The following is a 24654-nucleotide window of genomic DNA, read 5'->3' on the forward strand; positions in this document are numbered from 1 at the left end:
TCTAGTCCTGCCTGCCTGCGAGCACTGCTTCCAGCTGAGCGACGCGTGTGCGCAGCTGTTCAACTTGTTTCCGCAACCGCTTGTTCTCGAGTGCGAGATCTCCTACGCGGGCGGTCGGCCACTGGCCGCGCTCGCGCAACTCCGCGAACAAGGTCGTGCGGCTCATGCCGTGCACAGCAGCAATCTCACCGCACGCGACCGTCACGGAGCGGTAGTCCATCCAGGTATCCACGAACTCACGCATCGCCTCGGTCTTCACTCGGGGGTCGATGTGTCGGCCACCTCTCATAGCGCCGTTTCCTCACCCAGCTTGAAGAAGTCATCAAATCGCATGTTGGTGTCGTGCAGGCGATACTCAATTTCGGTCGGGGTGAGGATCGTGCGCACCGGAATACCCGGACTACCGTCTTTCGAGGGCTTAATCATGAATTGACCTCGCCCCACAGGGATTGCACGGGCACCCTTGGTACGCGCACGCTTCGGGTGCGCACCCCGCGACCAGCCCACAACCATGGCGGCCTCGGCTGGAGAAAACTCCAGTTTGTCCGAAAGAATCGACAGCTCCGAGGCCGGCAATCCACCGCAGATGACCATGCCCGCTCGTTCGATGAAGCCCATCGCGGTCTTCTGGTCTTCAATGCTCGGGAGTGCTTCCAAGTCTTTGAAGGTGTGCGTGATCATGTTCAACACAGTGGCATCCGAGCGGTTCAGACGCGTCAGCGCGTCAACCTGAGCGACCATGCCGGGGGCTGCGGCCAAGACCTGCCACAGCTCATCCAGCGTCGCTGAGAAGTACTTCTGCGGGGCCAACCCAGCATCTGCCAGCATGTGTGCCGCCTCAATAGCACCGAAGGCCGCCGACCAGCAGGCCATCATCACTGCTGCTTTCATAGCTTTGTCTCCACGGTCAATGGCCGAGACGTCGATGCAAACAGCGGTTGCATCGACACGAATCGGCGTGGAGGTTTGACCGGCGAAGATGCGGCCGGTTGGCCCATCCAGGAGCGAGCTGAGGCTGAGCATGAGGTCATCGACGCGCAGGTCCCATTCGTGCTTATCGCGTGCACGACCCTTGTCCATCAGCTGCGGCGAGCCGTTCTGGAGGTGATCGATTAGCTCCGAGAGCACGGGAGGGTTGTCCCAGTCGATGGATTCAGACTCGTAGATTTCACGCAGTGCTACCGAGACCAGCATGGATTCCCAGTCGCGGATCGGTTCACCACGGCCCAGCGAAACCAGGGTCGAAACGACGTTGACCTGGCGACCATGAACCTGCTCGCGGGCACGCTCGAGGAGCGCTTCCAGCTCCTCCAGTCGTTCCGCATCACCAGCTTCGCGCAGCTCGACGACCTGTGCTTCGAGCTGTGGGATGACGCGCCCCAGTGCGCCGACGTCAAGAGGGTTCAAGGTACCGGCACCGTGGCCGATGGTGACTACTTGCCCGCCTACCTGGTGGACGAAGCCGACATACTCGGCCTTGATGTCTCCAGCGATGATCGGGATATGACCTTGGGCGACGTCGCCCATGAGCATCTTGCGAATCAGGGTGGACTTCCCCAGGCCCGGCAGCGACAGCACGAAGCAGGAGGGGTTCGCGATGATCCCCTCGCGGAACCACGACAGGGGGTCGCAGGCAATCTCCGCGCCCGTGATGACATGCTCACCCAGCGGCGTACCAATCACCGGCGCAGGAGCGCCGACGACGTTGGGGTTGAATCCGCCAGAGAGGTTGGTGGTGGTCTGCCACTCTTTCGGGCCAGAGACCACACTGGCCTCACCAGACCACTTCCCCGAGTACCCTCGCTGCTTGGGGTTAGAGAACACGTTCTCATGGGCAGTGGGCTGCACGCCGTCAGCGATTGAAGCCATACGTTCAACGCGCGCGATCTCGCGGGTGTTGTCCTTGACCCAGCGCCGGTAGGTGCGTCCCTGCTTGGTATACCAGGCAGGTGCCTGAGCATTGCCGGACACGATGTCCTGGTGCAGCTGGTGCATGGCGGCAACGTCGACCGTGCTCAGTGTGCTCATGCTACGACTCCTGACTTAGTAGTGCGGGTAAAGGTCTTCTGGTTCTGCCAGCCGTAGACCGGCAGGCATGAGGCCTGGAGGAGACCAAGGTGTTGACGCCCCGTCAGGCGGAGCAAACGAAGCCTCGCGCGCGGGCTAAGAACGGCCAAGATTTCAGCGACAATGGCGTCGACGATATCCAGCTCCTCCCCTGTGACCACCAGCAACGAGCTGGTGCGCGATGGTGCGACGTCAGGGTGAACCTGCCGGTATTGGGAGTGCGTTGGCCGCGCAGTGCGGATCAGGCGCAGCGACTCGGGCATCTCCGAAGCACAAAGGACGTCGTGTACCTCTCTGAAGGCTTCAGCACCAGCTGCATCGTTGCTGTCGATCTCGAACACCACCGAGTACCGGCCAGCGTGCTTGATGTATTCAGCGTGGAGTTCTCCGGTCATAGCAGCAGGTGGGAACAGCTGGACAGCGTCTGCGTCGACAAGGTAAGAGTTCGCCAGCTCTGTCACTCTCGTTGCATCCAGCGGTAGCCAGGAGTATTCGTAATCCTCTGGGGCATAGAGTCCCGGCGCCTTGACCGCGATGGACGTCAAAAACCCCGTAAGGTCCTTTTTCACCTCTGCTGCCGAGGTGCGGAACGTGATGAAGCTGTAGTCCGGTTCGTCACCGCCGCAGAACGTCGAGATAATCGACGCTGCGAGCACCCCTTGGGTGGCATCTGCTCCGCATACAAGATCGAGCCAGGTGTCCTTCTCGTGCAGCTCGAGCAACCCGTCGGCAGCCTGGAGCACGAGCGTCGCCTGGTGAAACGGGGTGTCTACAATAAGTCCCAGGTCAAAGCCTGCCGCGTCACGAATCTCGTGCAGGCTCAGCCCCTTGGTTTCAGGCAGGATAATCGGGCGAGCTTTACTCGCCACTTCTTTGTTCTTCTTCCGTCCGAACATCGTTTTACGCTTCCGTGAGTCTAGAGGTAGTGGACTTCGCCCACGGCACCTGCCCGAACCCGAGCGAGGCTTGAAACCCGGCATCTTGCTGACGTTTCATCCTCTGCAAAGTGATCGACGAGCCTGCCGCGAGCTGCTCAATGTCATGGATGACGCGATTAAAATCTTCCTCCGGCGTCACGGTGGCAGTGACGAACATCGACGTGCGGCCAAGCTGAGCGCCTCGTGCTTGAGCACGGCGAGCTGCTTCCGTCGTCTCTAGTCGCATCTCCGCCTTAGCAGAGGTGATAGATCTCGAGGAGTTCGCCGCCACCATCGCATCGCGGTGTTCAGCTTCGACTCGGATCGCACCCTGACCAGCGCTGAAGGGGCGATAGACCAGGGCAACACGCTTACGCTGGATGCGGTCATGCGGCTGCATCAAGGACGACAGGATCGTGTCTTCGAAGGTCGAACGAGGCGCGTCTTTCATCTCCCAAGTCACCGACTTCGCACCACAGTGCTCGTAATAGTTATTGGTTGTCACTGCCCAGTTCGGCCCCGCATCCTGCCAGAGCATTCCGTGCCCCTCACCAGTCAGAGCGATTTCTTCAAAATCGGCCTCGGTGGGCGGGTTGTAGAACATGTGAATGCGCGCCACTGCTTGCTCGTAAGTCATTGGCTCAGCCAAGATCCCCGCGTACTGCACTGTGTCTGCCCACGTGCCGATGCGGGTCGCGATATTCCTGATGTACGACTCGTCAGTGAGCTGGGACTTATCCAGCTTGATGGTGATAGCTATGTGCGCCATCACCTCCGGACGGGCCAAGGCAATCACGGAGGCAGCTTCGGTGACGATGCGCTTGGCGATTGCCGGCGCGTCGTCGGCGATAATCGCCCGCACCTCGTTGTTGACCAACTCACCTGTGCCAGGTCGGGTAGCGACCACTGTCACGACCTGGGCAATGTCACCGGACAGCGAGAACTTAGCCAGCCAGTTGCACCACTCGGCAGTCCGAAGGTTACGCTCCGCCTGTGTCATGGCTGTCTGCCCAGTCATTTGGCAGTCAAGCAGCACTGTGACTTCACGACGAGGACGGTCGAGGATCATCACGAAGGGGGGACGATTTGGGCTATACACGGCCTCAATCGCCTCTGTGCGTGCGAAGAGTCCGGGCAGTCGACGGTGGCCACCAGGAATGCGACTATTGGGTCCAGAGACATAGATGTGGGAGTTGTTCGCTACACGGCGGCGGTTTTGCCACAGGATCTGCGCAGCTTGTGCCAGCGATCGGTTACCCCACCTGACGCTCACCAGTACGACCACAAAGATGGTCATAGGGAGCACCACAAGGAAAGCAAAGAGTGTTTGTCCTGCAATCTGGGTCAACAGGAAGATCAGGAAGCCGACTGCGATAACAATCGTGGCTTTCATGCTGAACGGCCCCACTCCAGTTCGCCGCTGGGGCTGACCGAGAAGGTACTGAACCGGTTGTTCGAGTTCCTTGTCACTCATAGTTAGGTCACCTACCTTTCGCTATCGGTGCATTTGGCCGGGGTACCCGAGCGAGCCTTCGAAGATCTGGGTGCCCGAGTTGGCCGTGGACTGGATGAATTGGGCTGCCTGCACCCCTGCACGGGATGCGCCAGCGACTACCGCGCCTGTACCGCGCGCGAAATTGCGGGCCGCGCCGCCGATAACACGAGAAGCTCCTGAGATGCCTCGACCGGCCGCTGAGGCCCCTGCTCGTGCCCGGCTTGCCGCTCCTGTGCGAGCACCGCCGGGCTGACTCTCCGTCGACGCTGCCGTCCGGCCGGTGCCGCCTAAGGTGCTGCGAGACCCAGGGTTGGCACCGGAGGGCGCGGCGGAGCCTCCACCGCCGCCCCCGCCGCCCCCAGCACGTAAACGATTACCTCGAGGCGCACCCGAAGGCGCAGCTGCAGTCGAGGCAGGACCGCGTAGAGACGGGGTACCGGCACTGGTGCGGGCGCCGACTCCACCTCCACCGCCAAAGGGGCCACCGCCACCCCCGGCAGCTCCGCCTCCGGAGCCTCCTGGTCGGGTGCCACCCTTTCCTCCCATCAAGGCTGACAAACCACCGCCCATAGAGCCGAGCGCACCCAGGGTAGCGCCAGCAGCTCCACCGACACCTGCCGCGAACGCCCCTGCGCTGCCACCGCCAGCTTGGGCGACGGCGGGCACGATCATGCGCACCAGAGCAGGGGCAGAGAAGCCCGCAAGAGCGATCATCAACGCGTTGATAATCGCACCCATCATGTCATCACCACTGCCAGGCAGAGTGACGTACCAGAGGGTCACCGAATAGAACAGTGCGGAGATAGGCTTAAAGGCAATGGCGGCGATAATCCAGCCTTCGAGGTGTTTGAGGCCATTCTTTCCCGTCTCGGAGAACGAAGCTGCTGCAAACAGCGCTGCAATGCCGACAGCGATAGGAAGCATCAGCTGGCGGATAACCAGCGCGACCAACTGCATACAGGAACCAGCGAGAGCGACCAACCCGAGCACAAGCATGACCACCGGGCCGAGCTTGACATCCTCCAGTGCTGTCATCTCGATGAAGCTGTTGGGATCCGTCGCACCGAAGTTATCCATGATGGCTTGAGCAAGCGCGTCTGACGCCCAGAAGCCGCCCGTAGCGATAGCGGGCACGAGTGTGGAGTAGACGAGCCAATGACCCACCTGGCTCCCGACGTCCTCGATGCCTTCTTGCAGCCCCATGCGGCGCGACGCTGCGATCCGAGCGCCACCGATGATGAAGCCTGCGATGAGGAAGAAGCCTGAAATCCCGAGGACGATGTTGAGTACGCCACGAATGTTGGCATCAAGTTGGCCGTTCGCCCCGTAGTTGTAGTCCATCCAGAAGGTCATCGCGATGGTGAGCATCTGGGTGTTGCCCTCCATCACTGCCCTGGTGAACTTACCCACGGGATCGTTCCAGAAACCGGCCACCTTATCCTTGGCCGCCTTTGCCGTATCGATGGGATGCGCCAAGCCGGCCCAGACCCCACAAATCGCTTTCAGGTTGCTTTTACCCGAGCCATCCATAAGGTCTTCGCCGATTACCCCATCTGGCGTGAGAACCCCTTCAAGCTTTGCATGGTTCGGATTGTCCGGGTTTAGGGGGTCATTAGACTCCAGGAGCTGCAAGCAATCCCGGTAGGAAGCGGACACCTTGGCCCCATTTACGTTAACGGGGTCACCCTTTTCTACATCCTGAGCCAGCGCAGGAGACGCAGAGAAGAGGACAAAGAGCAGTACCGCTAGCAGTGAGCTACTTACCTTGTTCAACTACCGCACCAGCCTCGATTAAGCCTTCTTCACGAGGGTGAACCCTCGCAGATCTTCGGCTACACCTTGGTCAGCTTGCTTAGCGTCTTGCTTGCTTTCGACGAGCACCCACATACCGTCCTCGTAGCGCATGGGCAACCGCGTCAGCTCGTAAATGAAGCCACCAGACTCAATATCGGGAACCCGAGAAGCAGTAATGACCACCACAATGTCGCCACCACAGTTTTCAACCTTGAAACCGTCCATAGCTGGGTAGACACCGCCGTGCGGAATCGGATAGACGGCGCCAAGGTCCACCAGACGCTTGGTAGACACGGAGTCAGAGAACCGCGTGACGTATTCCACCGCAATAGGATCCCGATAAGACATTGCCATCGTAACGATATTACTGGCGGCAATTGCGGCTGCGGTTGCAGTTTTTGCGTAGCCGGTGGGAATCAGCCCCTCGAAGTTCGTCGGCCCTTGATTCGAGACGGCAAGCGAGCGCCCATGAACATACTGCTGCTGAATGGTCACCGTGTCTGGAGTTTCACATACCAGGGTGTCAGTGGGAACAAATTCCCCGAACGGTTCTCCATTCTCTCCGACCGGCATGTAAATAGGGTCCCCCAGGAGGTCCATGCCATATTTACCAATTTGATATTTGGAATCGTCAAAGAACTGTCGGTCGAAGTACCGCTGGTGAGGGTCAAAGCCCTCGGGGTAGTCGATCTTCAGCTCTCGCAGGACCTTGTCGCCCTCAGGCTTGACGTAGCTGGTCGTCACGGCTGCGCTAGGCGCACTCTGGGCCGATTCCTGAGCTACGTCCTCACTGTGGCCACCGAAGAGCTTGATGCCCACGCCGATAACGAGCACGAGGGCGAGCACGATCGCTGCGACGACGAGCAGGAGATTCTTGCGGCTGGCGTTGTCCACAGCGGCGGTTTCAATCTCGCTCATGGTCTACTTCTCTTTCTCTTCTGCGGCTTTGCCGACGTTCGGACCAAAGGCGACGAAGTTCTTCTCCAGTTGCTCTTCGGTGATTTCCTGCATCTCCACTGCCTGCTCCTGAGTGGGCAGGACGACGCGCCACCCGCCGGAGGCCTTGCTGAGCTGCACCGGCTGTGCGCCGATGACGCCAGAGGGGTAGCGCACGGCGAGCACGACGACCGCGTCGTCGCCCTGAGGTTCTTCCATCTGGAACCCGACGAACTCCGGCGGGTTGCTCTGCAGCTCGTCGGAGACCGTCAGCAGGGAGCGGGCCTGCGCCCACTGCAAGGCACCGTCGCCGGGGGCGAGCAGGTACTCGATGACCAACGGGTAGGCGTCGTCGCCTGCACCGGCGAGCCACGCCTGAGCGTTCATCGCGGCCAGCACCGCGCCGTGGGTGCTGGCTTGGTAGCCGTGGGGGATCGGGGTGGGAACGTTGGGGCCCGCCTTGCCGCTCGGCACCTGAATGCCGGCAGGGCCAGCGTTCCACTGGACGCCGAGCGGCTCACGCTCCTCAGCCGGGGGCTGTGTGGCCGCTTGGCATGCCACAAGGCCAACACCCACGATGACCCACAAAATCAACAGTTGAAGACCGAGCCTGATAGATCCGAGGATGAACCGCAGGATCATCCCCGGCAGGTTGAGCACGAAGATGACGACGCTTTTTAGCGAGTTCACAGCTAGTGCCTTTCTGCGAGGTGTTTCTTATGAGAAAGGGGCTTTTTGCGAACTGGAAGCCCCCCACAAACCAGCAGGACTCGCTCAGGCGAAGAATGCCGCCAGCGAGGTAGCCGAAGAGATGACCATGACCCCCAGAGCAATGCGCAGGGCACGCACTGCCGGATGAGTAGCAGAGACCGGCTCGCCACGGTCACGGTCGAGGATCATCAATGCCCCAAAGCCAATGACGGCCAAGATGCTGACCGCCAGAGCAACGTAGGAGACGATGCCAAGCCAATAGATCGCCGTGGCGGTTACATCCGACGGTGGCGTCCAAGGGCGCGCCGGAGGGGCTGCTTGAGCCACCCACGTAGCCTTCACTCCCCACTCTCCTTTCATCAATGCTGTTCAGAGGGCATTTTTAGAAACAACTCGATCCGAGCGGTGTTTCTACACTTCATCATAGTCAGCTTTGAAACAGAAAGCAAGGTGAACGAGGTCTTACTAGAGGAACATGCCGATGATCGCAGACGCCGAGCCAAGGATCATCGCACCGAAGCCGATACGCAGGGCCATGGCAGTAGCTTCCTCTGACGTACCTTCGCGACGGGAGAGCGCCAAGGTTGCGCCCGCGATGATGACGCCGATGATGGCAATGAGGATGCCGATGTAGAAGGCGAGGTTCAGACCCATGTCCATCTTGGCCCGGAAAGCCTCGGGAGCCTGCGGAGACATGTTCTGTCCGGGCATCTGAGCCAGGATGAGAGTCGCGTTCACACGGTCAATGAGGTTGTTCATGTTGAGTAGTTCCTTATCTTCGATTGAGGTTGTTTTCTGATGACGACGACAGGGTCTAGCTGTCCTGCGCCGTAGCGGATTGGTCGCGGTGCGCCCGGACAGTTGTGAAGATTTCGTCTCCGACCCGCACAACCTGAGCTGGGACGCGTTCGTCGAGGCCAAGCTTCTTAGCTTTGCGCGAAGTGTCGATCTCATCGCCCGGCTGCCAGGAGGCGAGCTGCTCCTCATCGACCAGCCGCAACTTCGGCAGGTAGCCGATCCGCCAGACCGGCAACTGCTCCTCAAGCATTCGCAGCTTGTGCATCAGATCTTTGGGCAGCTTCCCCGGCACATCGGCCACGACCACGAGGCCCACGATGTTTGCGGCACCGGTGTCGTTGAGGATGGTCTGCCCAGCAGCTTCCAGTCCCGCCTTAGTGGAACGAGCCACGACCACGCAGGCTGTTGAGTCGTCTTCCTGCGGCCAGGTTCGCGAAGCATCTGCTGCGGGCAGCCAGAAGCGCTCGAGAGTGGTGACACCTGCGCCGCCATGGGCCGCAACGAGCCAAAACGCTGGAGCGAACGTGGCAGGCATGTCATCCTTGGGTTCGCCTGTAAAGAGTGGTCCAGTCGCGTGCGGCAACTTGTAACGGTCGCGCACACGAGTGATTCTCGGGGTTGTCATGGGTTGACTTCCTTCTGGGTTTGTTGTCAGTTGTTGACGAACGTCGGCCTTTTAAGCCCCTCACGCCCGCGCAGAACGCGAACGCGAGGGTTGTCCGCCTCAAAGCCGAGCTGACGTGCCGCTACGCTTTGAGAAATGCGTTGAGAGTGTTTTGCACGTTCTCGGCGTTGAAGACGCCCGGAGGCACCTGAGGCAGGTTGTTCTGCGCCAAGACCGTGTTGAGCATCTGCCCGCCGTCACGCCCAATCACGTCAGCTGCTTGCGCCGTCAGCCACTGCTTGGCGTAGCCCTCGAAGCTGGTGTTTGAGTCACCAACGCGACTGGTTCGATAGCCCTGAGTGGCTTGCTGACGAGTCGTTGCAGAAGCCAACGCGGCCTGGACCACGTCCGTATCCTCCAGCCCTGCGGCCTCAGCTTCCTGAACGAGCCTGCGCTGTGCGGTGTTCAGCGTCTCAGGGTTGAACGCCGTGGTGATTTCACTAATCAGGTTCGGCACAAACACCGCCAGCGCTGCCGCACCGGCACCTTGGGGGCCAGCTGCTTGGAATGCCGCACCCACGGTCGCAATGGCCTGCGGGGTCACCGACTTCGCGACAGCGGTACCAACCACATTCAGCGCCATGCCGCCGATAGTCTGCGCGGAGGCCACGAGCCGATCCTGGAACTCCCGGTCGGAGACGTTGCGCTCGGTGTTGTTGACGATCCGCCCGATAAGGGTGGAGTTCACGTTCTTGGCCGCCTTGACGGAGAACCCGCGCGGCCCATAGTTGATGTCCTGGGCCAGGGTCTCCATCGTGCCGAGCAGCACCGCAGGGGCGAGCGTGTCAGTGATGTGCTGCAGCGACCCGACCGGATCGTCGAGGAAGTTGACTTTCTTCTCCGTAGCAGCAACGAGACGCACCAACGGAGCGTCCTTCTTCGTGGCGCAGCGCGCATCACCCTCGGCACACAGGCTCACCGTCCGGCCAGCCAAAGCGCCGTAGGAACGCTGAGGACCTGCGGCCTCAGCTGCGACAGCAATGCCGCCGCCCTCAGCTCCGCCAGGCTTGACCGCCGAGATCTGGCTCATCGCAGCACCAGAGGTGCCAGGAACAGCCTCCGGACGGTCAGCGCGCGAGGCCACGATGGCCTCTCCCTCGGAGCGCGCGGTGTTGGCGAACGTCGCCACACCAGAGATCAGTTCCGCCGGGAAGGTGGACGCGCCGTTGCCGATGTTGCGAGCAACCTCGCTGACCACGGCCGCGCCGTCGGCTTCGCCAATCAGCGCGACGCGCGTGCTCGTGCACGTGGTGTGGATGTTCTCAAGCGTCGCCGACACCTGGTCGACACCGCCCTGGATAACCTGCTGCCAGTCCGGGACGGTCTCCGAGTGCACGCCAGGGATGAACGCGCCAGCGCGGCCGGTGGAGATGTTGACGTAGGTGCGGCCAACCTTTGCAGGCCCGTCAGACTTCTTCACCGACGTGGCAGGAGCAGCAGCCGCCGAAGTGGTGGGCTGGGAACCCCACACGTCCGGCTTCCACGAGTCCTTGGCAGCGCCTGCGTTGGCATCGGTGCCCCACACGTCCGGCTTCCACGACTGGTTACCGGTGTTCGCCGCGACCTCGGCAGCTGTGTCAACGTCACCGAACTTCGCGCCAGGGGCAGCAGCAAACCCCGCGCTGGGGTCCTTGACTGCCCCGTCGTTGGCCGCATTGACCACGGGGGCGACGATGCCGCCAAGGAACCCGGAGTCCGCGTTGTCGAGGCCAGTGGCCTCAGACTGCGAACGGACGACGACAATCTGCATCTGCGGGCAGGTGTTGGTCTGCTGCTCTTGAGCAGTGGCAATCGGTGTCATCACGGATGCCAGGCACGCAGCGGCCACTGGCAGTGCCAGGAGCTTGCGTGGTTGTTGCGTCATGGTTGAACGCCCTTTCCTCGTAAAGGTGTGTTGGTTTTCTGCTGGGTTGGCCGACGGGCCTAGGAGAAGTCCTTGAGCTTGAAGTGGCCGTCCACCTCGGTAGCGGTCACGGTCTGCTCGTAGGTCGACGCCAGGCCGGATGGCTCGGTCACCGTCACCGCAGCTTCGACGTGATCACCGTCGACCGGCTGCATTCGCAGACACCACTGGGTGCCCTCCGGAACGGACTTGTCGAGGACGGCCTGCCAGTCGCGTTGGGCCAGCGGTGTCGTCGGGTCCAAGGCCTCCCGCACGGCCTGGGCATCGCGGTTGAAGTAGACCCGCTCGAACGCTGCCAGCGCACCCCGCAGAGTGCTGTCGTCCTCGGTGATCTTTGTCTCGCCCGAACCCGGGACGCAGTGAGAGCCAGCGACGGCGACCTTGGTGTCGTCGTCGATAGCTTCGACGCCTGGCTGTGGCCCAGGCTTCGCCACTGTGGTGGACGGCAGCGCGCTGGCGACCGGCCCCGAGGTGTTCCCGGAGGCATCACTGTGGGGGATCCTGCTCATCGCCGTGACGCTCAAGGCCACGAGCGCACCGACGGCAGCCACTCCAATCAGCGTGGTCAGCTTGGGAGAGATGCGCGGGGCAGCCTCGTTGTCGTCCGTGAATTCCTCCACGCCCGGCCCAGGATCCGCAGCAGGCTTCGGTGCGGGCTTCTCTGCACGAGACTTCCGCTTCAGCCTGCGACGCCGTGTCGGCGTAGCCTCACCCAAATCACCGGGGTCGCTGCTTTCCGGAGAGTCTCCGGACTCAATCAGCTCGTCGATGATGCCGTCGGCTTGTTGTTCCTGGGCCTTGGCCCAGTCGAACCAGTTGGTTGCCAATGTTTTGTCCGCCTTGTGATCGTTGCCCTGCTAGGCCTGGGTCAGTTCGCCGTTGATGTTCACACCCGGCACCCGCAGCGCGTGCCGACCATAGGGCTGCACGAACGGGTTCACGCCAGCAGCCTCAGCCTTGACGCTGAGATCTTCGGCGATGTGCTCGTAGCCCGCAGGAACCGTGAGGTTGAAAACCTCGTGGCCGTTGCGGTTAACGTTCCAGGTGGTGTGGGTGGACTGGGACACCCAGCTATCCGTGGCGGCCGCCCCACCCTGGCTGTAGGTAGTCACGACCTCAACGCGACCCTGGTCGTTGGCCACAGCGTTCGCGGCTGCAACGCCACCGGGGTAAGCGATGGTCACGGTCGCGCGGTTGCCACCCTCAGCCGGTGCGTTCAGCTGGGGCACCTCGACGTGAGCGACCGGCGCAGGGGCCGGAGCCGGTGCGGGTGCAACTGTCGGACGTGCGTCACGGTCGGCAGTGTCGTCCGAATCATCCCGTGCGGGCTTCTCGGGTGCCGTCTGGGCAGGTGCCGGTGCGGGTGCCTCGACGGTCTCCTCGATGGTCACAGACGGAGCGGGCACCACCGGCGCAGGCGCGGACACAGCCGGGGCAGGCTGGGAGACAACCGCGTTGACCACCGTGGGCGCGACTGCGGCCGCCTGGTTGGTGGTGACCGACGGTGCTGCCACCGGCGCAGGGGCAGGGGTGGTGGTTTCAGGGACAGCCTGAGCGCCACCAGCAGGTGCCGAAGCCGTCGCCTGTGCGACTGCTTCCTCGGTCCACTGCGGCCCCCGCACGACGCGGGTGGGCGTTGCACGCTCGGGGTTCTCCTGGGGCAGGATCACGACCTCGATGTGCTCAGCCGCGCCAACAGCAGGCGAGGTGGTGTCCGTAAGGGACACGCTCGGCTCGTCCTCCCACTGCGGACCGCGTACAACGCGCTCAGCGGCCCCAGCGTGCGGGGTGATCACAGCGGCAGCGGCAACGCTAGTCAGCGTCGCCAGTGCCAGAGTGGAGATTTTCTTCATGGATGAAGTTCTTTCGACTGGTGGAACACTCCCCCGCAGCTGCTCGGCGGTACGTGGTGCGCGAGTGCTGCGGGGTCATGTGTGCATTGTTCCGGTTTGCGGACCTCTCGCAAGCCCCCTCACACCCAGCAGGTAGGGCAGGGGATTGCGAGTTTCCCGCGTACGGCTAGGATTGCGTCCGGGTTGGCTTTGTCCGCCGCCTTGCAAGCCGGGGCGCTCACTGTTCGTGGGTGCCCCGGTTTTTCGTTCAGCGTCGACGCGGGGGACCGAATAGCTTGCCGCCCCAGATGCCGGAGGCCAAGGGGTCCCCCTCGGCGACCTGCAAGCAGGTCTGGGCGACTGGGCACATCGCGCAAACCTCACGCGCCAACTCGTAACGCTCCTCGGCCAACGAGCTGGGTTCGTCAGGCTCTTGCCAGTCCCACAGCTCGCTGGGGATATCCGGACTGGCGCACAGCGCGCCGGCCATCGGCGGAATCGATTGAAGCGGCTTGCGGCAGAGAATCGGGAGGCCAAGCCCGTTATCCCCCCGCTGGGAGGCTGAATGCGCGCTGGTCACGTGCGACCTCCTGGGCGATTCGCGCCGAGCGTGATGCCTTTCTGCGCGAACAGCTCACGGCGACGCCGCTGGGCGGCCTCGCGTTCCTCCGGGGTCATCTCGGCGGCCAGCTTCGCCGTGCCTGCGGCTTTGACCTGCACCAGCTGGGACTGCTGCTGGGCGAGTTGCGCATCACGCTTCTCCTGACGACGCCTGCGCAGCTCATCGCGGCTCGGCGGCGCAGCGGCGACCGGGACGTCGTCTCGGAGTCGCGCGATGACCAGGCCGGTCATGTTCCCCACCTGGTCGGGCAGGGTACGCCCGTTGAGAATCTCCCGAATGCGCCCGCGCTCCCAGCCCGCGTCGAGACGCTCGGTCAGGTAGCTGGCGATCTGAGCGATTTTGCCCGGGGGCAGCTGCTCAGCCATCACCGACGGCAGGCAGGTGAACACCAGGTCCCAGTCGTCCTCGGAGGCGACCCCAGTCGAGGAGCTGCGAGACGGCACCGGCACGCGCCCGGAGTCGGCGGGCGAAGCCCCGCCAGAGCCACCAGGGGTGGACTCCCCTACCGGGTCGGCAGACCCGCCTGAACCTGCCCCCTGCCCCTGCCCTCCCCCAGCCGCGTTCGGACGCGAAGCTTCCGGGCCAGGTACAGGTACAGGAATGGTTAGTTCTTTTTGACAGGTTCTACGACTGACACCGGTGTCACCCTGGGATTGCACAGATTGACACCCTGGGATTTCCAGACTGTCAGATTGACACCCTGGATTGACCTGCGGGTTTACCTCCTGCGCGCCTTCCAGGGTGACAGATTGACACCCTGGGCGTGACCTGGACTTTTCCCGCTTAGGGCGCGAATCGAAGTCCCCTGCCAACATGCCCTTAAGGTTGAGCCGGTACACGTTGGAGGCCTGCCGAGTATCGCCGTTCGCGGTGCGGTAGCGCCGCTGCTGCGAAGTGAGCAGACCCACCTCCTTGAGGCTCGCGATGTGCCGCAGAACCGTGCGCTCCGACTGGCACGTGCGATGTGCGATCTCGCCGATAGACGGCCAGCACACCCCCTCCGCGTCGGCACGGTCCGCGAGGGCCATGAGAATCATCTTCTGCGCGGGCTGCAACTCAACGTTGTTGAGCACAATGCCCATTTCTACAAACCCCATCGGGCCCCCCTGTTCTCGGCGGTGTTGCAAAGCATCGTCCAGGCGCTTACCCTGAGGGTGATCATTTGGGTGCTACCCGATTTGTTGCCCGTCCCTGTTACCGCAGGGGCGGGTTTTTTCATGCGGTCAGCCATCGGACGGGCCTCCTTCCCCACGAAGGATGGCCTCAACAGCCTCTCGGGGGATCCGCCACTGCCCTGACGGCAGCTGGATCGCCCCCTTAAGCATTCCTTTCGCTGCCCAGTTCTGGACGGTTCGCCCGCGCACACTCGGCAACATACGAGCTGCTTCGGCGGGCGTGAACCAGTCGCCAGGCTTCTGTTCGTGCATTTCATGAACTGTCATGCGAATGACAATGGCAGGATTCCGTCCGTTCGTCAAGTGAACGAATTGCGCGTTTTTCCGATGTTGCGTACAGTGGTGAACATGAACACAGCAACTAGGCGGCAAGCGGTCACGTCGCGAACGCCCGACGAGTGTGTCGGAATCGCCGTAAACCAGCTCATGTTTACCCACCGCGTCACTCGGAAGGCGCTCGGAGAGGTGCTGGGCATCACTGGCCCCAATATGGGGAAGAAATTGCGCGGCGAAGTCAGTTGGTCTTTGGCAGATCTGTACGGGGTAGCTGACTACTTCTCCATCCCCGTAGAAGAACTGCTCCCCAAGCGCGTCCAGTCCCCCATGTCTGAAAACGCAGATACCCCCTCTCAGTTGAGAGGGGGTTCTGGAAACGTGGTAGCGGGGGCAGGATTTGAACCTACGACCTCTGGGTTATGAGCCCAGCGAGCTACCGAGCTGCTCCACCCCGCGTCGGGTGCCACGTTATTCACCGTGTGTTACCTCGTGGGCAACGAAGAGAAACTATACACACGCACTCGCGCGGAACACAACCCTCCTGCTCACGCGGGTGAAACTAGGTGTGCTACGGGCGAGTGAGCTGCCGCGGCCCCGCGCGGTGGATGTCACCGGCGGGGCCGCAGCATGCAACGGGGTGCCTTGGGTGTTAGTTGGCGGGCTTGAGCTCCGCCGGGGTCTGCCCCTGGGAGCGCTGGTAGTCGGCAACAGCCGCATCCAGCTGGTCGATGGCCCGACCGTATTCCTCGAAGGACTTGCCCTTGGCGTCGCGCAGCGCATCGAGGGCCTTGTTGATGCGCTCCACGCCGTCACCGCTCGGCAGCGCGCCGGTGGCGGCGGGCTGCGCCGGGGCCTTCTCCCCATCCTTCGCCGGGGCGGAGGCCTCGGCCGGTGCCGCATCAACAGCGCCAGAAAGTTCGCCGGATTCGATGGCGTCCTTCAGGTCGCTCGCCTCCCGGGGGTTGATGCCCACCTGGCTGAGCGCTTCCGCGATGGTGGAGGCGTAGCCGACGCGACCCTTGTAGCTCACGAGCACGCGCAGCAGCTTCGGGAAGGCGGACTCCTGCCCCTTGCGCTCCGTGTAGAGCGGCTCCACGTAGAGGATCTCGCCGCCGCCGACCGGCAGGGTCAACAGGTTGCCGTAGCGCAGCGTGTTGGTGTTCTTCCACAGCGTCTGGTCGCGGGCAATCTCATCGGAGGACATCATGATGTCCTGCGCCTGCTTCGGGCCCTGGGTCTGGGTATCGGTCGGCAGGATACGGATGGTGATGCGGCCATAGTTGTCGGCGTCGCTGCTCACCGTCATGTGGGCGGCCAGGTACTCGCGGTTCAAACCACGGAACGGGGAGATGAGCTGGAAGCTCGGCTCCTTCGTCTTCGGATCCGCTGCCACCACGTAGTACGGCGGCTGGTTGGTCTCCCGCTTTTCGTCCTGGCTGGTCGGGTCCTTCGGCACCGACCAGAACGCGTCACCCGTGAAGAACGTCCGCGGGTCGTCGACGTGGTACTTCGACATGAGGTCGCGCTGCACCTTGAACATGTCCTCCGGGTAGCGCAGGTGCTGCCGCAGATCGTCGGAGATCTCCGACTTCGGCTTCACCGTGCCGGGGAACACGCCCTCCCACGCCTTGAGCACCGGATCGTTCTCATCAAACTCGTAGAGGTCGACGGTGCCGTCGTAGGCGTCGACGACCGCCTTGACGGAGTTGCGGATGTAGCCCACCTGCTGGGAGACAGCCAGTGCGGCGTTGACCCCGTCGGAGCGGGAGTCCTGGGTGGCGTCCGTGAGGGAGGTGCGCTGCGAGTAGGGCAGATTATCCAGCGTGGTGTAGCCGTCGACGATCCACTTGATGCGACCGTCGATGACCGCCGGGTAGGTGGCCGAGTCGGCGGTCAGCCACGGTGCCACCTTCTTCACGCGGGTCCGTGGGTCACGCTGGAAGATGATCTTCGACTCCGCGCCCACCCGGTCACTCAGCAGCAGGTTGAGCTCCTGGTAGCGGGCGGCAAACAGGGCGCGCTTCAACGGGTTGCCGATCGGCACACCACCGCTGCCGGTGTAGGTGTAATAGGAGGAATCGGTGTCGTACTCCACCGGGCCGGAGCCCGTCGGGCCCACCACCGCGTAGTCGACCGTGGGGTCGTTGCCGGCGATCACGGGACCGAAGTACACCCGCGGCTGGGTGACCTCAATGCCGAGCTTCTCCGCCTCCGGGTCGGCAGCCTGGCGCTGCAGGGTCTGCAGGTCCGCCACCGTATACACCGGGTAGCCGCCACGAATGGAGCCCACATCGCGGGCCACCTCGTCGACCTTGTTCGCCTGCGCGGCAACATAACCGTTGCCGTGGGTGTAGACCGTGTGGCGGTTAATCCAATCCCGCTGGTTGTCGCTCAGCTCCTCCGGGTTGAGCTCGCGGGCCGCCACCACGAAGTCGCGGAGTTCCCCGTCGACGGTGTAGCGGTCCATGTTGAGCGTGGCGGGGAAGCCGTAGAAGTTCTTCAGCTGCTGCTGCTGCGTGAAGGTCTTCGACAGGATCTTCGGGTCCAGCAGACGAATGTTGTTCAGCGTCGCCCAATCACCGGCGACCTCCTCATCACTCGCCCCCTGGGCACCCCAGTTGTTCTCGTAGACGACGTTCGCGTCCGTGAGCCCGAAGGCGTAGCGGGTGGCCTCAATGTTGCGGCCAATGTACTCCGACTCCTTCGCCTGACGGTTCGGGGCGACGGAGAACTGCTCCACAGCCAGCGGCCACGCCTGGCCAATGACCAGGGAGGCCACCAGCATGAGCACGGTGCCCAGCGCCGGGATCCGCAAATCCTTAAACACCACGGCGGTGAAGAACGCGATCGCCACCAGCACACCGATGACCATGAGGATCGTCTTCGCCGGCAGGGTGGCGTTGATGTCCCGGTAGGAGCCGCCCATGAACGCGGCGTGCTTATTCGACAGCAGGGCAAAGCGGTCGAGCCAGTAGCTGGCCACCTTCACCAGGGCCCACAGCCCACCGGTGACTGCCAGCTGCACGCGCGCCGCCGAGGACACCTGGCCCTTGACCCCCGCCAGGCGGTTGCCGACGCGGATGCCGCCGGTGAGGTAGTGCCCCACCAGTGCCAGCAGGAACGCCACCACCAGCAGCAGCGACGCCAACCCCACCACCAGCTGCAACAGCGGCAGCACGAAGGCGTAGAACCCGTAGTCGTAGCCGAACTGGGGGTCCCGCTTATCGAAGGTGGTGCGGTGCAGGAACAGCATGACCGTCGACCAGTTCGCCTGGGCAATCACGCCCATGGCGACGCCGAACACGAGGGGTACCACCGCAAACAGGGTGCGGCGGAAGTTCTCCACCATCTGCCGGGTCATGGCGACCGGGTGCTCAGGCTCCAGATCGAACAGTTCTGCCGGCCGGGTGCGGTAGGCAATAAACATCGCCGCCCACACGACCGCCGCGGACACTAAACCCGCGCCGAGGAACAGGCTCGCCCGGGCGAACAGCACCGTGGTGAACACCCGGGTGTACGCCACCTCGTGGAACCACAGCCAGTCCGTCGACATGCCGATGACGATGGGCAGAATGGTCGCCGCCAACGACACGATAACGATCGTCCACGCCACCCAGCTGGAGGGGCGGGAGACCGATTTTTTCTTTGCGAGGCGTTCAGCCACCACAACTCCTTGGATCTTTGTCTCACGTCGGTGATACCGCCACCACACGCCCGCCCACTCCCCCACCCAAACTGGGTGGGACAAGGGCTCGAGGTGTGGGGCGTGCCTGCCGGATGCGCGACGCGCACACCCGGCGGCAAGCATTGGGGCCCCTTCACTGCGCCACAGCCACGTGGGTGTCCTGCGGCGGGGTGAGGCCACATGCTCCCCACAATACGAAAAAGGCTTCCCCTGTGCGCGCGGGGAGGGGGTGGGTTGTGGACAACCGGTGGCAGGCGGCGTGTGCGGCGCGCGTGCCCGCCACCCCCATCCCGTGTGTGCCGACAGGCGACAGGGGCGCCGCGTCTTTCCTACACTGGCACTCACCGGCACCCTGCACAGGCACCCATGTGCCCTGCGGGGTGCCCGTGATGAGGACCCACCGCGATTCGTGAAAGACTGCACACGTGACTTCTTTCCCTGACACTGCCTCCACCACCCCGCACAGCACGCCCGCCCTCAACCGGGCGGTCATGGACGTGGTGGATTTCGTCCACGCGGAAGGCTGGGATCAGCCGCCGAGCCTGTTTGCTCTCGTACCCACCGCCCTGGTGGAGGACGTGCTCGACGAAACGCAATTGGATGATGCGCCGCTCACGGCCGTCGTCCAGCAGCTCCCGGAGCAGCTGCAGCCCGGCACCGAGGAACTCGGCGACTACATTCAGCGCATCATCTGGCCGCGCACCATCGTCGGCTGCGTGCTCGCCCAGGAGATCCTCTTCGCCCCCGATGAGGACACCACACCGCGGGCCGCGCGGCTGTTCAGTGGGGTGCTCGCCACCGGCCAGGAGCTCACCCTCGTCCAGGTCCGCCCCACGGAGGAAGAACTCGACGCCATGGGCCCCTTCGCCGAGGACCAGGTGGAGCTGCGCGGCGGGGAGGGCATCGGCCGCCCGGTCATCCAGGCCCTGTTCGCCAGCCTGCAGGCCAGCGGCATCGCCGACGGCGAACTCGCCGCGGACGCCGACTAGGCCGCTCGTCCGCAGCGCGCAGCGCGCGCAGGCGCGCTTCTGCTGTTCTTTTCTTCCCTTCGCATCCCACCGCTTGTCCCCGCCGGTCCGATAAGGAGTCCTGTCGTGACACCCCGCCCCCTCGCCACCGACCACGTGCAGCCCCACGCCGCCAGCCCCCGCCGCACCCCCGCAGCCCTCGGCGCGCTCGCCGCGCTCGCACTCATGGCGACTGGCTGCGCGCAGCAGGCACTCCCCGGCGCGCCAGAGGCATCCACGACGGCGGGACCTGTGTCCTCTGCGGCGACAACGACGCAGGCAGCATCGTCGGCTGCAGTGCGGACCACGGCCGCGACGACGTCTGCCCGGGCCGCAAGCGACTCCACCGCCGCCGCTGCGGCCAGCGAGGCGACGGACACGAAGGATGCGCCGGGGGCGGCGCAGACCAGTGATCCGCTCGCCCCGGAGGCCAGCGCCCCGGAGAAAGACTCGGGTGACCTCGCCGAGGAACGCACCAGCCAGGCCCGCCGGGCGGCGGCGACGTCCGCGCAGGAGTTCACCGGCGTCGGCGTGGCCGAGGCCTACAGCACCTTCGGCACGCTCGCCCCGCGGAGCCTGTTCGCACAATTCGACTCCTGCATGCCCAACGGGGTGCCGAACTCGGCGGCGTGTTCCGGGCCGGAGGTCGGCCAGTTCCAGTTCTTCGCCTCCGACGCGAAAGCCGCATCCACCACCCAGCTGCTCACCGAGCTGCGATCCTCCCGGGTGGTCAAAGACACCGGCAGCACCGTGGTTGGCTGGTCCACCTTGGGCTCCACCGCGATTGTCACCGTGGTCGACAACAACAAGGGCGTGCTCATGCAGCACATGATGAGCACCGATAAGCGGGATCCCCGCGAGGTCATCGAGGAACTGCACCTCGCGGACTAAACGGCCCTTGCCGCAGGGCTTCGCCTGCCGGCGCCGCTTGCAGGCCAGGCTGACAGCACAGTCGGGGGTGTGCGGGGTTAGCAGGTGGGGAACTCGCCGCCGCTGCGGAAAGCACGCAGGGAACTGACCGCGTCCGACAGGGTCGTGACCTCAATGAGAGGGATATCAGCCTTCGCGCGGCGGGCCTCCGCACAATTGTCCTTCGGCACGAGGAACGCTTCCGCGCCCGCATCCGCCGCGGCGGCAATCTTGTGCGTGATACCACCGATGGGGCCGATCTCCCCCTCGCCGGTGATGGTGCCCGTCCCGGCGAGCGTGTGCCCCTGGAGGAGATCCTCCTCCGTCAGCTTGTCGATGACCGTGAGGCTAAACACCAGGCCCGCCGACGGCCCGCCAACGTCCTCCAGGTTGTACTCCACTTCGACGCCGTCGGCGCTGGAGGCCTTCATCAGCACCCCCAGCTGCGGCATCTCCGGGGCGCCCTCCGGCAGGTTGGGGCGCGCCTGCAGCGTCACCGTGTGGTGCTGCTCCACCCCATCGTGGAGGACCGTCACCTCCAGTTCCTCGCCGGGTTTCTTGTCCATGACGAGTTTCTGCACCTGGCTGGGGGTCTCCACGGGCTGGCCGTCGACCGCCACAATCTGGTCCCCCGTGGCCAGCACTCCCGCGGCGGGGGAATCTGGCACCGTGTCAGCCACCTCGATCGTCACCTTCTTGTTGAGGTAGCGCAGTGCCGCGACCGTCGCCGAATGCTCCGAGGAGGCGAACGCCAGCTTGTTCTGCTGGTCCACCTCGTCGGCGGTGCTGTTCTGCGGGATGACGGTATCCAACGGCACGATCGTGTCGTCAGTCGTCAACCAGCGGCTCAGCGCCTGCGAGAGGGGCATGTTGTGCCGCACCGCCACCGTCGTCATATACAGGGTGCCGGTCGTCGCATCCGTCGGCACGCCTTCGATGCTGACGACCTGCTCGCCGTCCACGGCGCCGAGGGTGTTGAACACCGGCCCGGGCCCCTCCGCGGCGAGCGGCACCGTGAGTTCGATGTCGGTGCCGGGCACGTGGCTGGAGGTAATGAGGGTGGTGGCAACCGCGACGGGGATGAAACCCCACAGCAAGGTGGCAAAGCGTCGATTCACAACCACACACTGTACAAAACCCGCGCCCCCACCCCCGGGCGTGCCACTCCCGCGCCCCGCGCCCCCGCCGTGCGCGGCGGCGCTGCCTGCGCGGATGCGGGCTGCGGGGCCGTGGTCGCGGCCATGATGGCCGGGGGCGTGGGCGTGTTCGCTCAGGGCGTGCAGTATTTTCCCTGGTGCCGCTAGCGCGGCTGATGCTCCCCCCGGTAGCCTGGCCGGTATGAGTAACGGTGGATTTGGCTTTTCTTTCGGCGCCCCGCGCGACGACGATGACGACAACAACGACAAGCAGGGCAATCAGGGCAACAACTCTGGCCCCTTTGATCCTTTCTCGTTCATCTTCGGCGGGGCCTCCCCCTTTGGGGGCGCCACCGGTACAGGCGGGCGGAACCCGCTCGAGGATTTATTTGGCGGGCTGACGGGCTTCGGCGCCCCCGCCGACGCGGGCGAGTCCACCGCGGACGAGGACGAGTCGTTCCTCCCCGTCGACATGGTGGAGCGCGCCCTGTCGACCCAGTTGTCGCGCCCGGGGTTCGAAACCGCCAATGCTGCCCCCGCGAGTAAGGATGCGGCGGCCGTGCAGGAGGCGACCCGCCTGGCGGAACTGTGGCTTGATGCGACGACCCCGCTGCCAACCGCGGGCGCGCAGGCGACCGCCTGGTCGGTCGCGGACTATGCCCGCGGCTCCCTGCCGTTCTGGCTCCGGCTCGCAGAGCCCGCCCGCAAGGCGCTCAATAGCAACCCGATGCTCTCCTTCGGCGAGGCCGACAACCAGCAGCAGCCGCCGATGTTCCAGCAGCTGGAGCGCTTCCTGCGCCGCCAGAACCAGAGCGCGGAGTCCACGACGGTGGCCCGCTCCCTCATGGAGCTCGCGACCTCGGTGGTCTCCGGCACTGACCTGGGTGTGCCGGCGGTGCCGCCCACGGTCGTGGCGATTATGACCCGTACCTTCCGGGAGGACATCCAGGGCCTGGACATTCCCGACCAGGAGGCCCTGGTGTACGCCTGCGCCCGGGAGGCCGCCCGCCAGCGCCTGTTTAAGCACGTCGGCTGGCTGACCGAGTCGATCGTGTCCAGCATGGAGGAGTGGGCCGCCGGCGCGTTCATCGACGGCTCTGAGGCCGAACGCTACATCCGCGAGGAGCTCGGCAACATCAGCCCGGAGAACTTCCAGGAGGCGCTGCAGCGCTTCCAGAACATCGACCGGGAGAAGCTCACCCCCCGCCTGGTCAGCGCGAACGAGAACGCCGCGCCCCGCCTCGGCAGCCTGCTGGCGCTCATCGAGGGCTGGGTGGACGTCGTCGTCACCGAGGCCGTCGCCGACCGCCTGCCGCACGCAGCCGAACTGCGGGCCGCATGGAAGCGTCGCCGGGACTCCGGCGGCACCGGCGCCACCGCGCTTGAGGCGATCACCGGCGCCCAGATCGGCACCCCGCCGACCGACGACGCCATCACCCTCTGGGAGCGCACCACCGCTGCCGTCGGCGCGGAACGCCGCGACGCCTGCTGGGAGCACCCCGACCTCATGCCCTCCCCGGAGGACATTGCCCACCCGGCGCGCTTCATCGACCGTCTCCTGGATGAGACCATCGACGCGGACTTCGACCCGATTGCCGAGATCGAGGCCCTGGAGAAGAAGCTCGGCTCCGGCGACGTCGACCCGGAGTCGCGGGAAAACCCCGCCGACGACGGTGACACGGGCGCCACCACCGACGACAAGTAGCCCGCAAGGGTTCGACTGACAGGGGTGGGGCACACAGTGAACAGCTGCGTGCCCCACCCCCTTTTGTCTTTTGTGGGCCCGCGCCCTGCGGGGTACGACCGCGGCGGCGCGGGGTGCAGGCCCTTAGAGCAGGGTGAGTTCCCCGCCGTCGTCCTCGTCTGGGCTTGAGGGCGCGGGTTCCTCCCCCGCCCACGGGTCCGCCATCGGCGGGGCCGGGGTCGCGGGGTCGAGCCCCATGCGCAACGCCCGCCCGTAGCCCTCCAGGTAGCCCTTCGCGCGCTCCGCCTGGGGTGCGCGATCTGCCCAGGACCAAAACTCCGCGTCGTGCCCGCCTGCACAAAAGGTGTGCGCCAACTCGTGGACCACCACCGCGTCGATGACGTAGTCGGGGCAGGTGCGCAGCTTATCGCTGATCCGGATCGTGCCCGTGGTCTGGCTGCAGGAACCCCAGCGGGAATTCTGGTTGCCCACCCAGCGGATCGAGCTCATCCGGGCCCGCCCCTGGAGCACCTGGCGGTTGAGGCGCTCCGCGCGGGCCTGGAGGTCCTCGTCGCTGCCCCGCTTCCGCGCCCGGGCCATGCGCTGCTGCAGCCGCTGGTGCAGCTCCTCCGCGTAGCGCAGCTCTTCGCTGCGGCTCAGCCCATAGGGCACCCGCACGACGAGCATGTCGTCGACCACGCTGGCCTGGATGGACTTCTTCCGCCGCGTGGAGCGGATGATCTTCACCGCGATGGCGCCGTCGGCCCCGCCGCCGAGGGTGAGGATTTCCTCGCCCGGGGCGCGGCGGGGCATGGCCTGCACGCGCTCGAGGTGCACAGAGTACTCCCCCGGCGGCCGGCACCCCCCGGGCGCTGCTGCGGGGTGGTGGAGTGAGTTCGGGGTGTGGTGTGTGTGATTCTGCGTCGTCATAGTGCACGCAGTCTATGTGCTGCCCGGCCCCGCGGGAAGAGCCCGCAGTGCGGCCTGTGGATAACCTCCCAACGCCACAGCTCACAGGGGTCGCACCCCCACGCGGCAGCGCA

23 protein-coding genes, 1 tRNA gene and 1 pseudogene are annotated in these 24654 nt (G+C 64.4%); 4 read left to right on the forward strand and 21 right to left on the reverse strand.

Going from position 1 to position 24654, the window contains the following annotated elements:
- Position 1: 1 nt before the first annotated feature.
- The 17 genes and pseudogenes from C1Y63_RS06200 to C1Y63_RS13295 form a co-directional block, all read right to left on the reverse strand.
- A complete protein-coding gene (locus C1Y63_RS06200) occupies positions 2-289 on the reverse strand; it encodes a hypothetical protein (RefSeq protein ID WP_146128880.1) in 288 nt (95 codons plus the stop codon).
- The gene (locus C1Y63_RS06205) at positions 286-2028 is read right to left on the reverse strand and encodes an ATP/GTP-binding protein (protein WP_233195603.1); all 1743 of its coding nucleotides are present in this window, start codon (positions 2026-2028) and stop codon (positions 286-288) included. Before C1Y63_RS06205 ends, C1Y63_RS06200 begins: the two co-directional genes overlap by 4 nt.
- A complete protein-coding gene (locus C1Y63_RS06210) occupies positions 2025-2963 on the reverse strand; it encodes a hypothetical protein (RefSeq protein WP_146128881.1) in 939 nt (312 codons plus the stop codon). The genes C1Y63_RS06205 and C1Y63_RS06210 overlap by 4 nt, the downstream gene beginning before the upstream one ends.
- 4 nt (positions 2964-2967) lie before the next feature.
- Positions 2968-4458 carry an SCO6880 family protein gene (locus tag C1Y63_RS06215; protein ID WP_106015606.1) on the reverse strand — a complete coding sequence of 497 codons (1491 nt, stop codon included), beginning with the start codon at positions 4456-4458 and terminating at the stop codon, positions 2968-2970.
- A 21-nt stretch (positions 4459-4479) separates the two neighbouring features.
- Positions 4480-6135, reverse strand: coding sequence for a hypothetical protein (locus C1Y63_RS06220; protein ID WP_146128882.1), 1656 nt, complete (start codon positions 6133-6135; stop codon positions 4480-4482).
- Positions 6136-6270: 135 nt separating this feature from the next.
- On the reverse strand, positions 6271-7191 hold the full coding sequence (locus C1Y63_RS06225; protein WP_106015608.1) for a hypothetical protein: 921 nt from the start codon (positions 7189-7191) through the stop codon (positions 6271-6273).
- Positions 7192-7194: 3 nt separating this feature from the next.
- A complete protein-coding gene (locus C1Y63_RS06230) occupies positions 7195-7899 on the reverse strand; it encodes a hypothetical protein (protein WP_106015609.1) in 705 nt (234 codons plus the stop codon).
- Between the two features lie 84 nt (positions 7900-7983).
- A complete protein-coding gene (locus tag C1Y63_RS06235; RefSeq protein WP_233195604.1) occupies positions 7984-8262 on the reverse strand; it encodes a hypothetical protein in 279 nt (92 codons plus the stop codon).
- 123 nt (positions 8263-8385) lie between these two features.
- Positions 8386-8631: a hypothetical protein gene (locus C1Y63_RS06240; RefSeq protein WP_233195605.1), complete on the reverse strand. Its 246-nt coding sequence runs from the start codon at positions 8629-8631 to the stop codon at positions 8386-8388.
- 103 nt (positions 8632-8734) lie between these two features.
- Entirely contained in the window at positions 8735-9253 is a 519-nt protein-coding gene (locus C1Y63_RS06245) for a DUF6668 family protein (protein ID WP_146128883.1), read from the reverse strand.
- Positions 9254-9464: 211 nt separating this feature from the next.
- Complete coding sequence (locus C1Y63_RS06250) at positions 9465-11246, reverse strand: cutinase family protein (RefSeq protein WP_106015612.1); 1782 nt, start codon at positions 11244-11246, stop codon at positions 9465-9467.
- Between the two features lie 59 nt (positions 11247-11305).
- Complete coding sequence (locus C1Y63_RS06255) at positions 11306-12112, reverse strand: hypothetical protein (protein WP_106015613.1); 807 nt, start codon at positions 12110-12112, stop codon at positions 11306-11308.
- Positions 12113-12142: 30 nt separating this feature from the next.
- On the reverse strand, positions 12143-13138 hold the full coding sequence (locus C1Y63_RS06260) for a hypothetical protein (protein ID WP_106015614.1): 996 nt from the start codon (positions 13136-13138) through the stop codon (positions 12143-12145).
- A gap of 247 nt (positions 13139-13385) precedes the next feature.
- On the reverse strand, positions 13386-13607 hold the full coding sequence (locus C1Y63_RS13285) for a WhiB family transcriptional regulator (protein ID WP_369831028.1): 222 nt from the start codon (positions 13605-13607) through the stop codon (positions 13386-13388).
- Positions 13608-13693: 86 nt separating this feature from the next.
- Positions 13694-14188: a hypothetical protein gene (locus tag C1Y63_RS13015; protein ID WP_233195606.1), complete on the reverse strand. Its 495-nt coding sequence runs from the start codon at positions 14186-14188 to the stop codon at positions 13694-13696.
- Positions 14189-14647: 459 nt separating this feature from the next.
- Positions 14648-14836 (reverse strand): annotated as a pseudogene (locus tag C1Y63_RS13290) (helix-turn-helix domain-containing protein); the annotation flags it as partial.
- 126 nt (positions 14837-14962) lie between these two features.
- On the reverse strand, positions 14963-15181 hold the full coding sequence (locus tag C1Y63_RS13295; protein ID WP_146128884.1) for a helix-turn-helix domain-containing protein: 219 nt from the start codon (positions 15179-15181) through the stop codon (positions 14963-14965).
- Positions 15182-15340: 159 nt separating this feature from the next.
- On the opposite strand from C1Y63_RS13295, the gene C1Y63_RS13225 reads away from it, so the two are divergent.
- A complete protein-coding gene (locus tag C1Y63_RS13225; protein WP_304481694.1) occupies positions 15341-15613 on the forward strand; it encodes a helix-turn-helix domain-containing protein in 273 nt (90 codons plus the stop codon).
- Here C1Y63_RS13225 and C1Y63_RS06280 read toward each other — a convergent pair.
- Positions 15570-15646: transfer RNA gene (locus C1Y63_RS06280), tRNA-Met, on the reverse strand. The genes C1Y63_RS13225 and C1Y63_RS06280 overlap by 44 nt on opposite strands.
- A 193-nt stretch (positions 15647-15839) precedes the next feature.
- Positions 15840-18857 (reverse strand): UPF0182 family protein, encoded by a 3018-nt coding sequence (locus C1Y63_RS06285; protein WP_369831025.1) that lies wholly within the window; start codon positions 18855-18857, stop codon positions 15840-15842.
- Between the two features lie 443 nt (positions 18858-19300).
- Here C1Y63_RS06285 and C1Y63_RS06290 point away from each other — a divergent pair, with 443 nt between their 5' ends.
- Both C1Y63_RS06290 and C1Y63_RS12825 read left to right on the forward strand, forming a co-directional pair.
- The gene (locus C1Y63_RS06290) at positions 19301-19864 is read left to right on the forward strand and encodes a PPA1309 family protein (RefSeq protein ID WP_255414058.1); all 564 of its coding nucleotides are present in this window, start codon (positions 19301-19303) and stop codon (positions 19862-19864) included.
- Positions 19865-19969: 105 nt separating this feature from the next.
- Positions 19970-20773, forward strand: coding sequence for a beta-N-acetylglucosaminidase (locus C1Y63_RS12825; protein ID WP_199189069.1), 804 nt, complete (start codon positions 19970-19972; stop codon positions 20771-20773).
- A 77-nt stretch (positions 20774-20850) separates the two neighbouring features.
- On the opposite strand, the gene C1Y63_RS06300 is transcribed toward C1Y63_RS12825, so the two are convergent.
- Positions 20851-21909 carry a PDZ domain-containing protein gene (locus C1Y63_RS06300; RefSeq protein ID WP_106015618.1) on the reverse strand — a complete coding sequence of 353 codons (1059 nt, stop codon included), beginning with the start codon at positions 21907-21909 and terminating at the stop codon, positions 20851-20853.
- Between the two features lie 220 nt (positions 21910-22129).
- Here C1Y63_RS06300 and C1Y63_RS06305 point away from each other — a divergent pair, with 220 nt between their 5' ends.
- On the forward strand, positions 22130-23632 hold the full coding sequence (locus C1Y63_RS06305) for a zinc-dependent metalloprotease (RefSeq protein ID WP_106015619.1): 1503 nt from the start codon (positions 22130-22132) through the stop codon (positions 23630-23632).
- 123 nt (positions 23633-23755) lie between these two features.
- Here the strand turns inward: C1Y63_RS06305 and C1Y63_RS06310 are convergent, their stop codons facing one another.
- Complete coding sequence (locus C1Y63_RS06310) at positions 23756-24448, reverse strand: M48 family metallopeptidase (RefSeq protein ID WP_369831026.1); 693 nt, start codon at positions 24446-24448, stop codon at positions 23756-23758.
- Positions 24449-24654 lie beyond the last annotated feature (206 nt).

It is taken from the genome of Corynebacterium sp. 13CS0277 (assembly GCF_002994655.1).
Taxonomy (GTDB): Bacteria; Actinomycetota; Actinomycetes; order Mycobacteriales; family Mycobacteriaceae; genus Corynebacterium.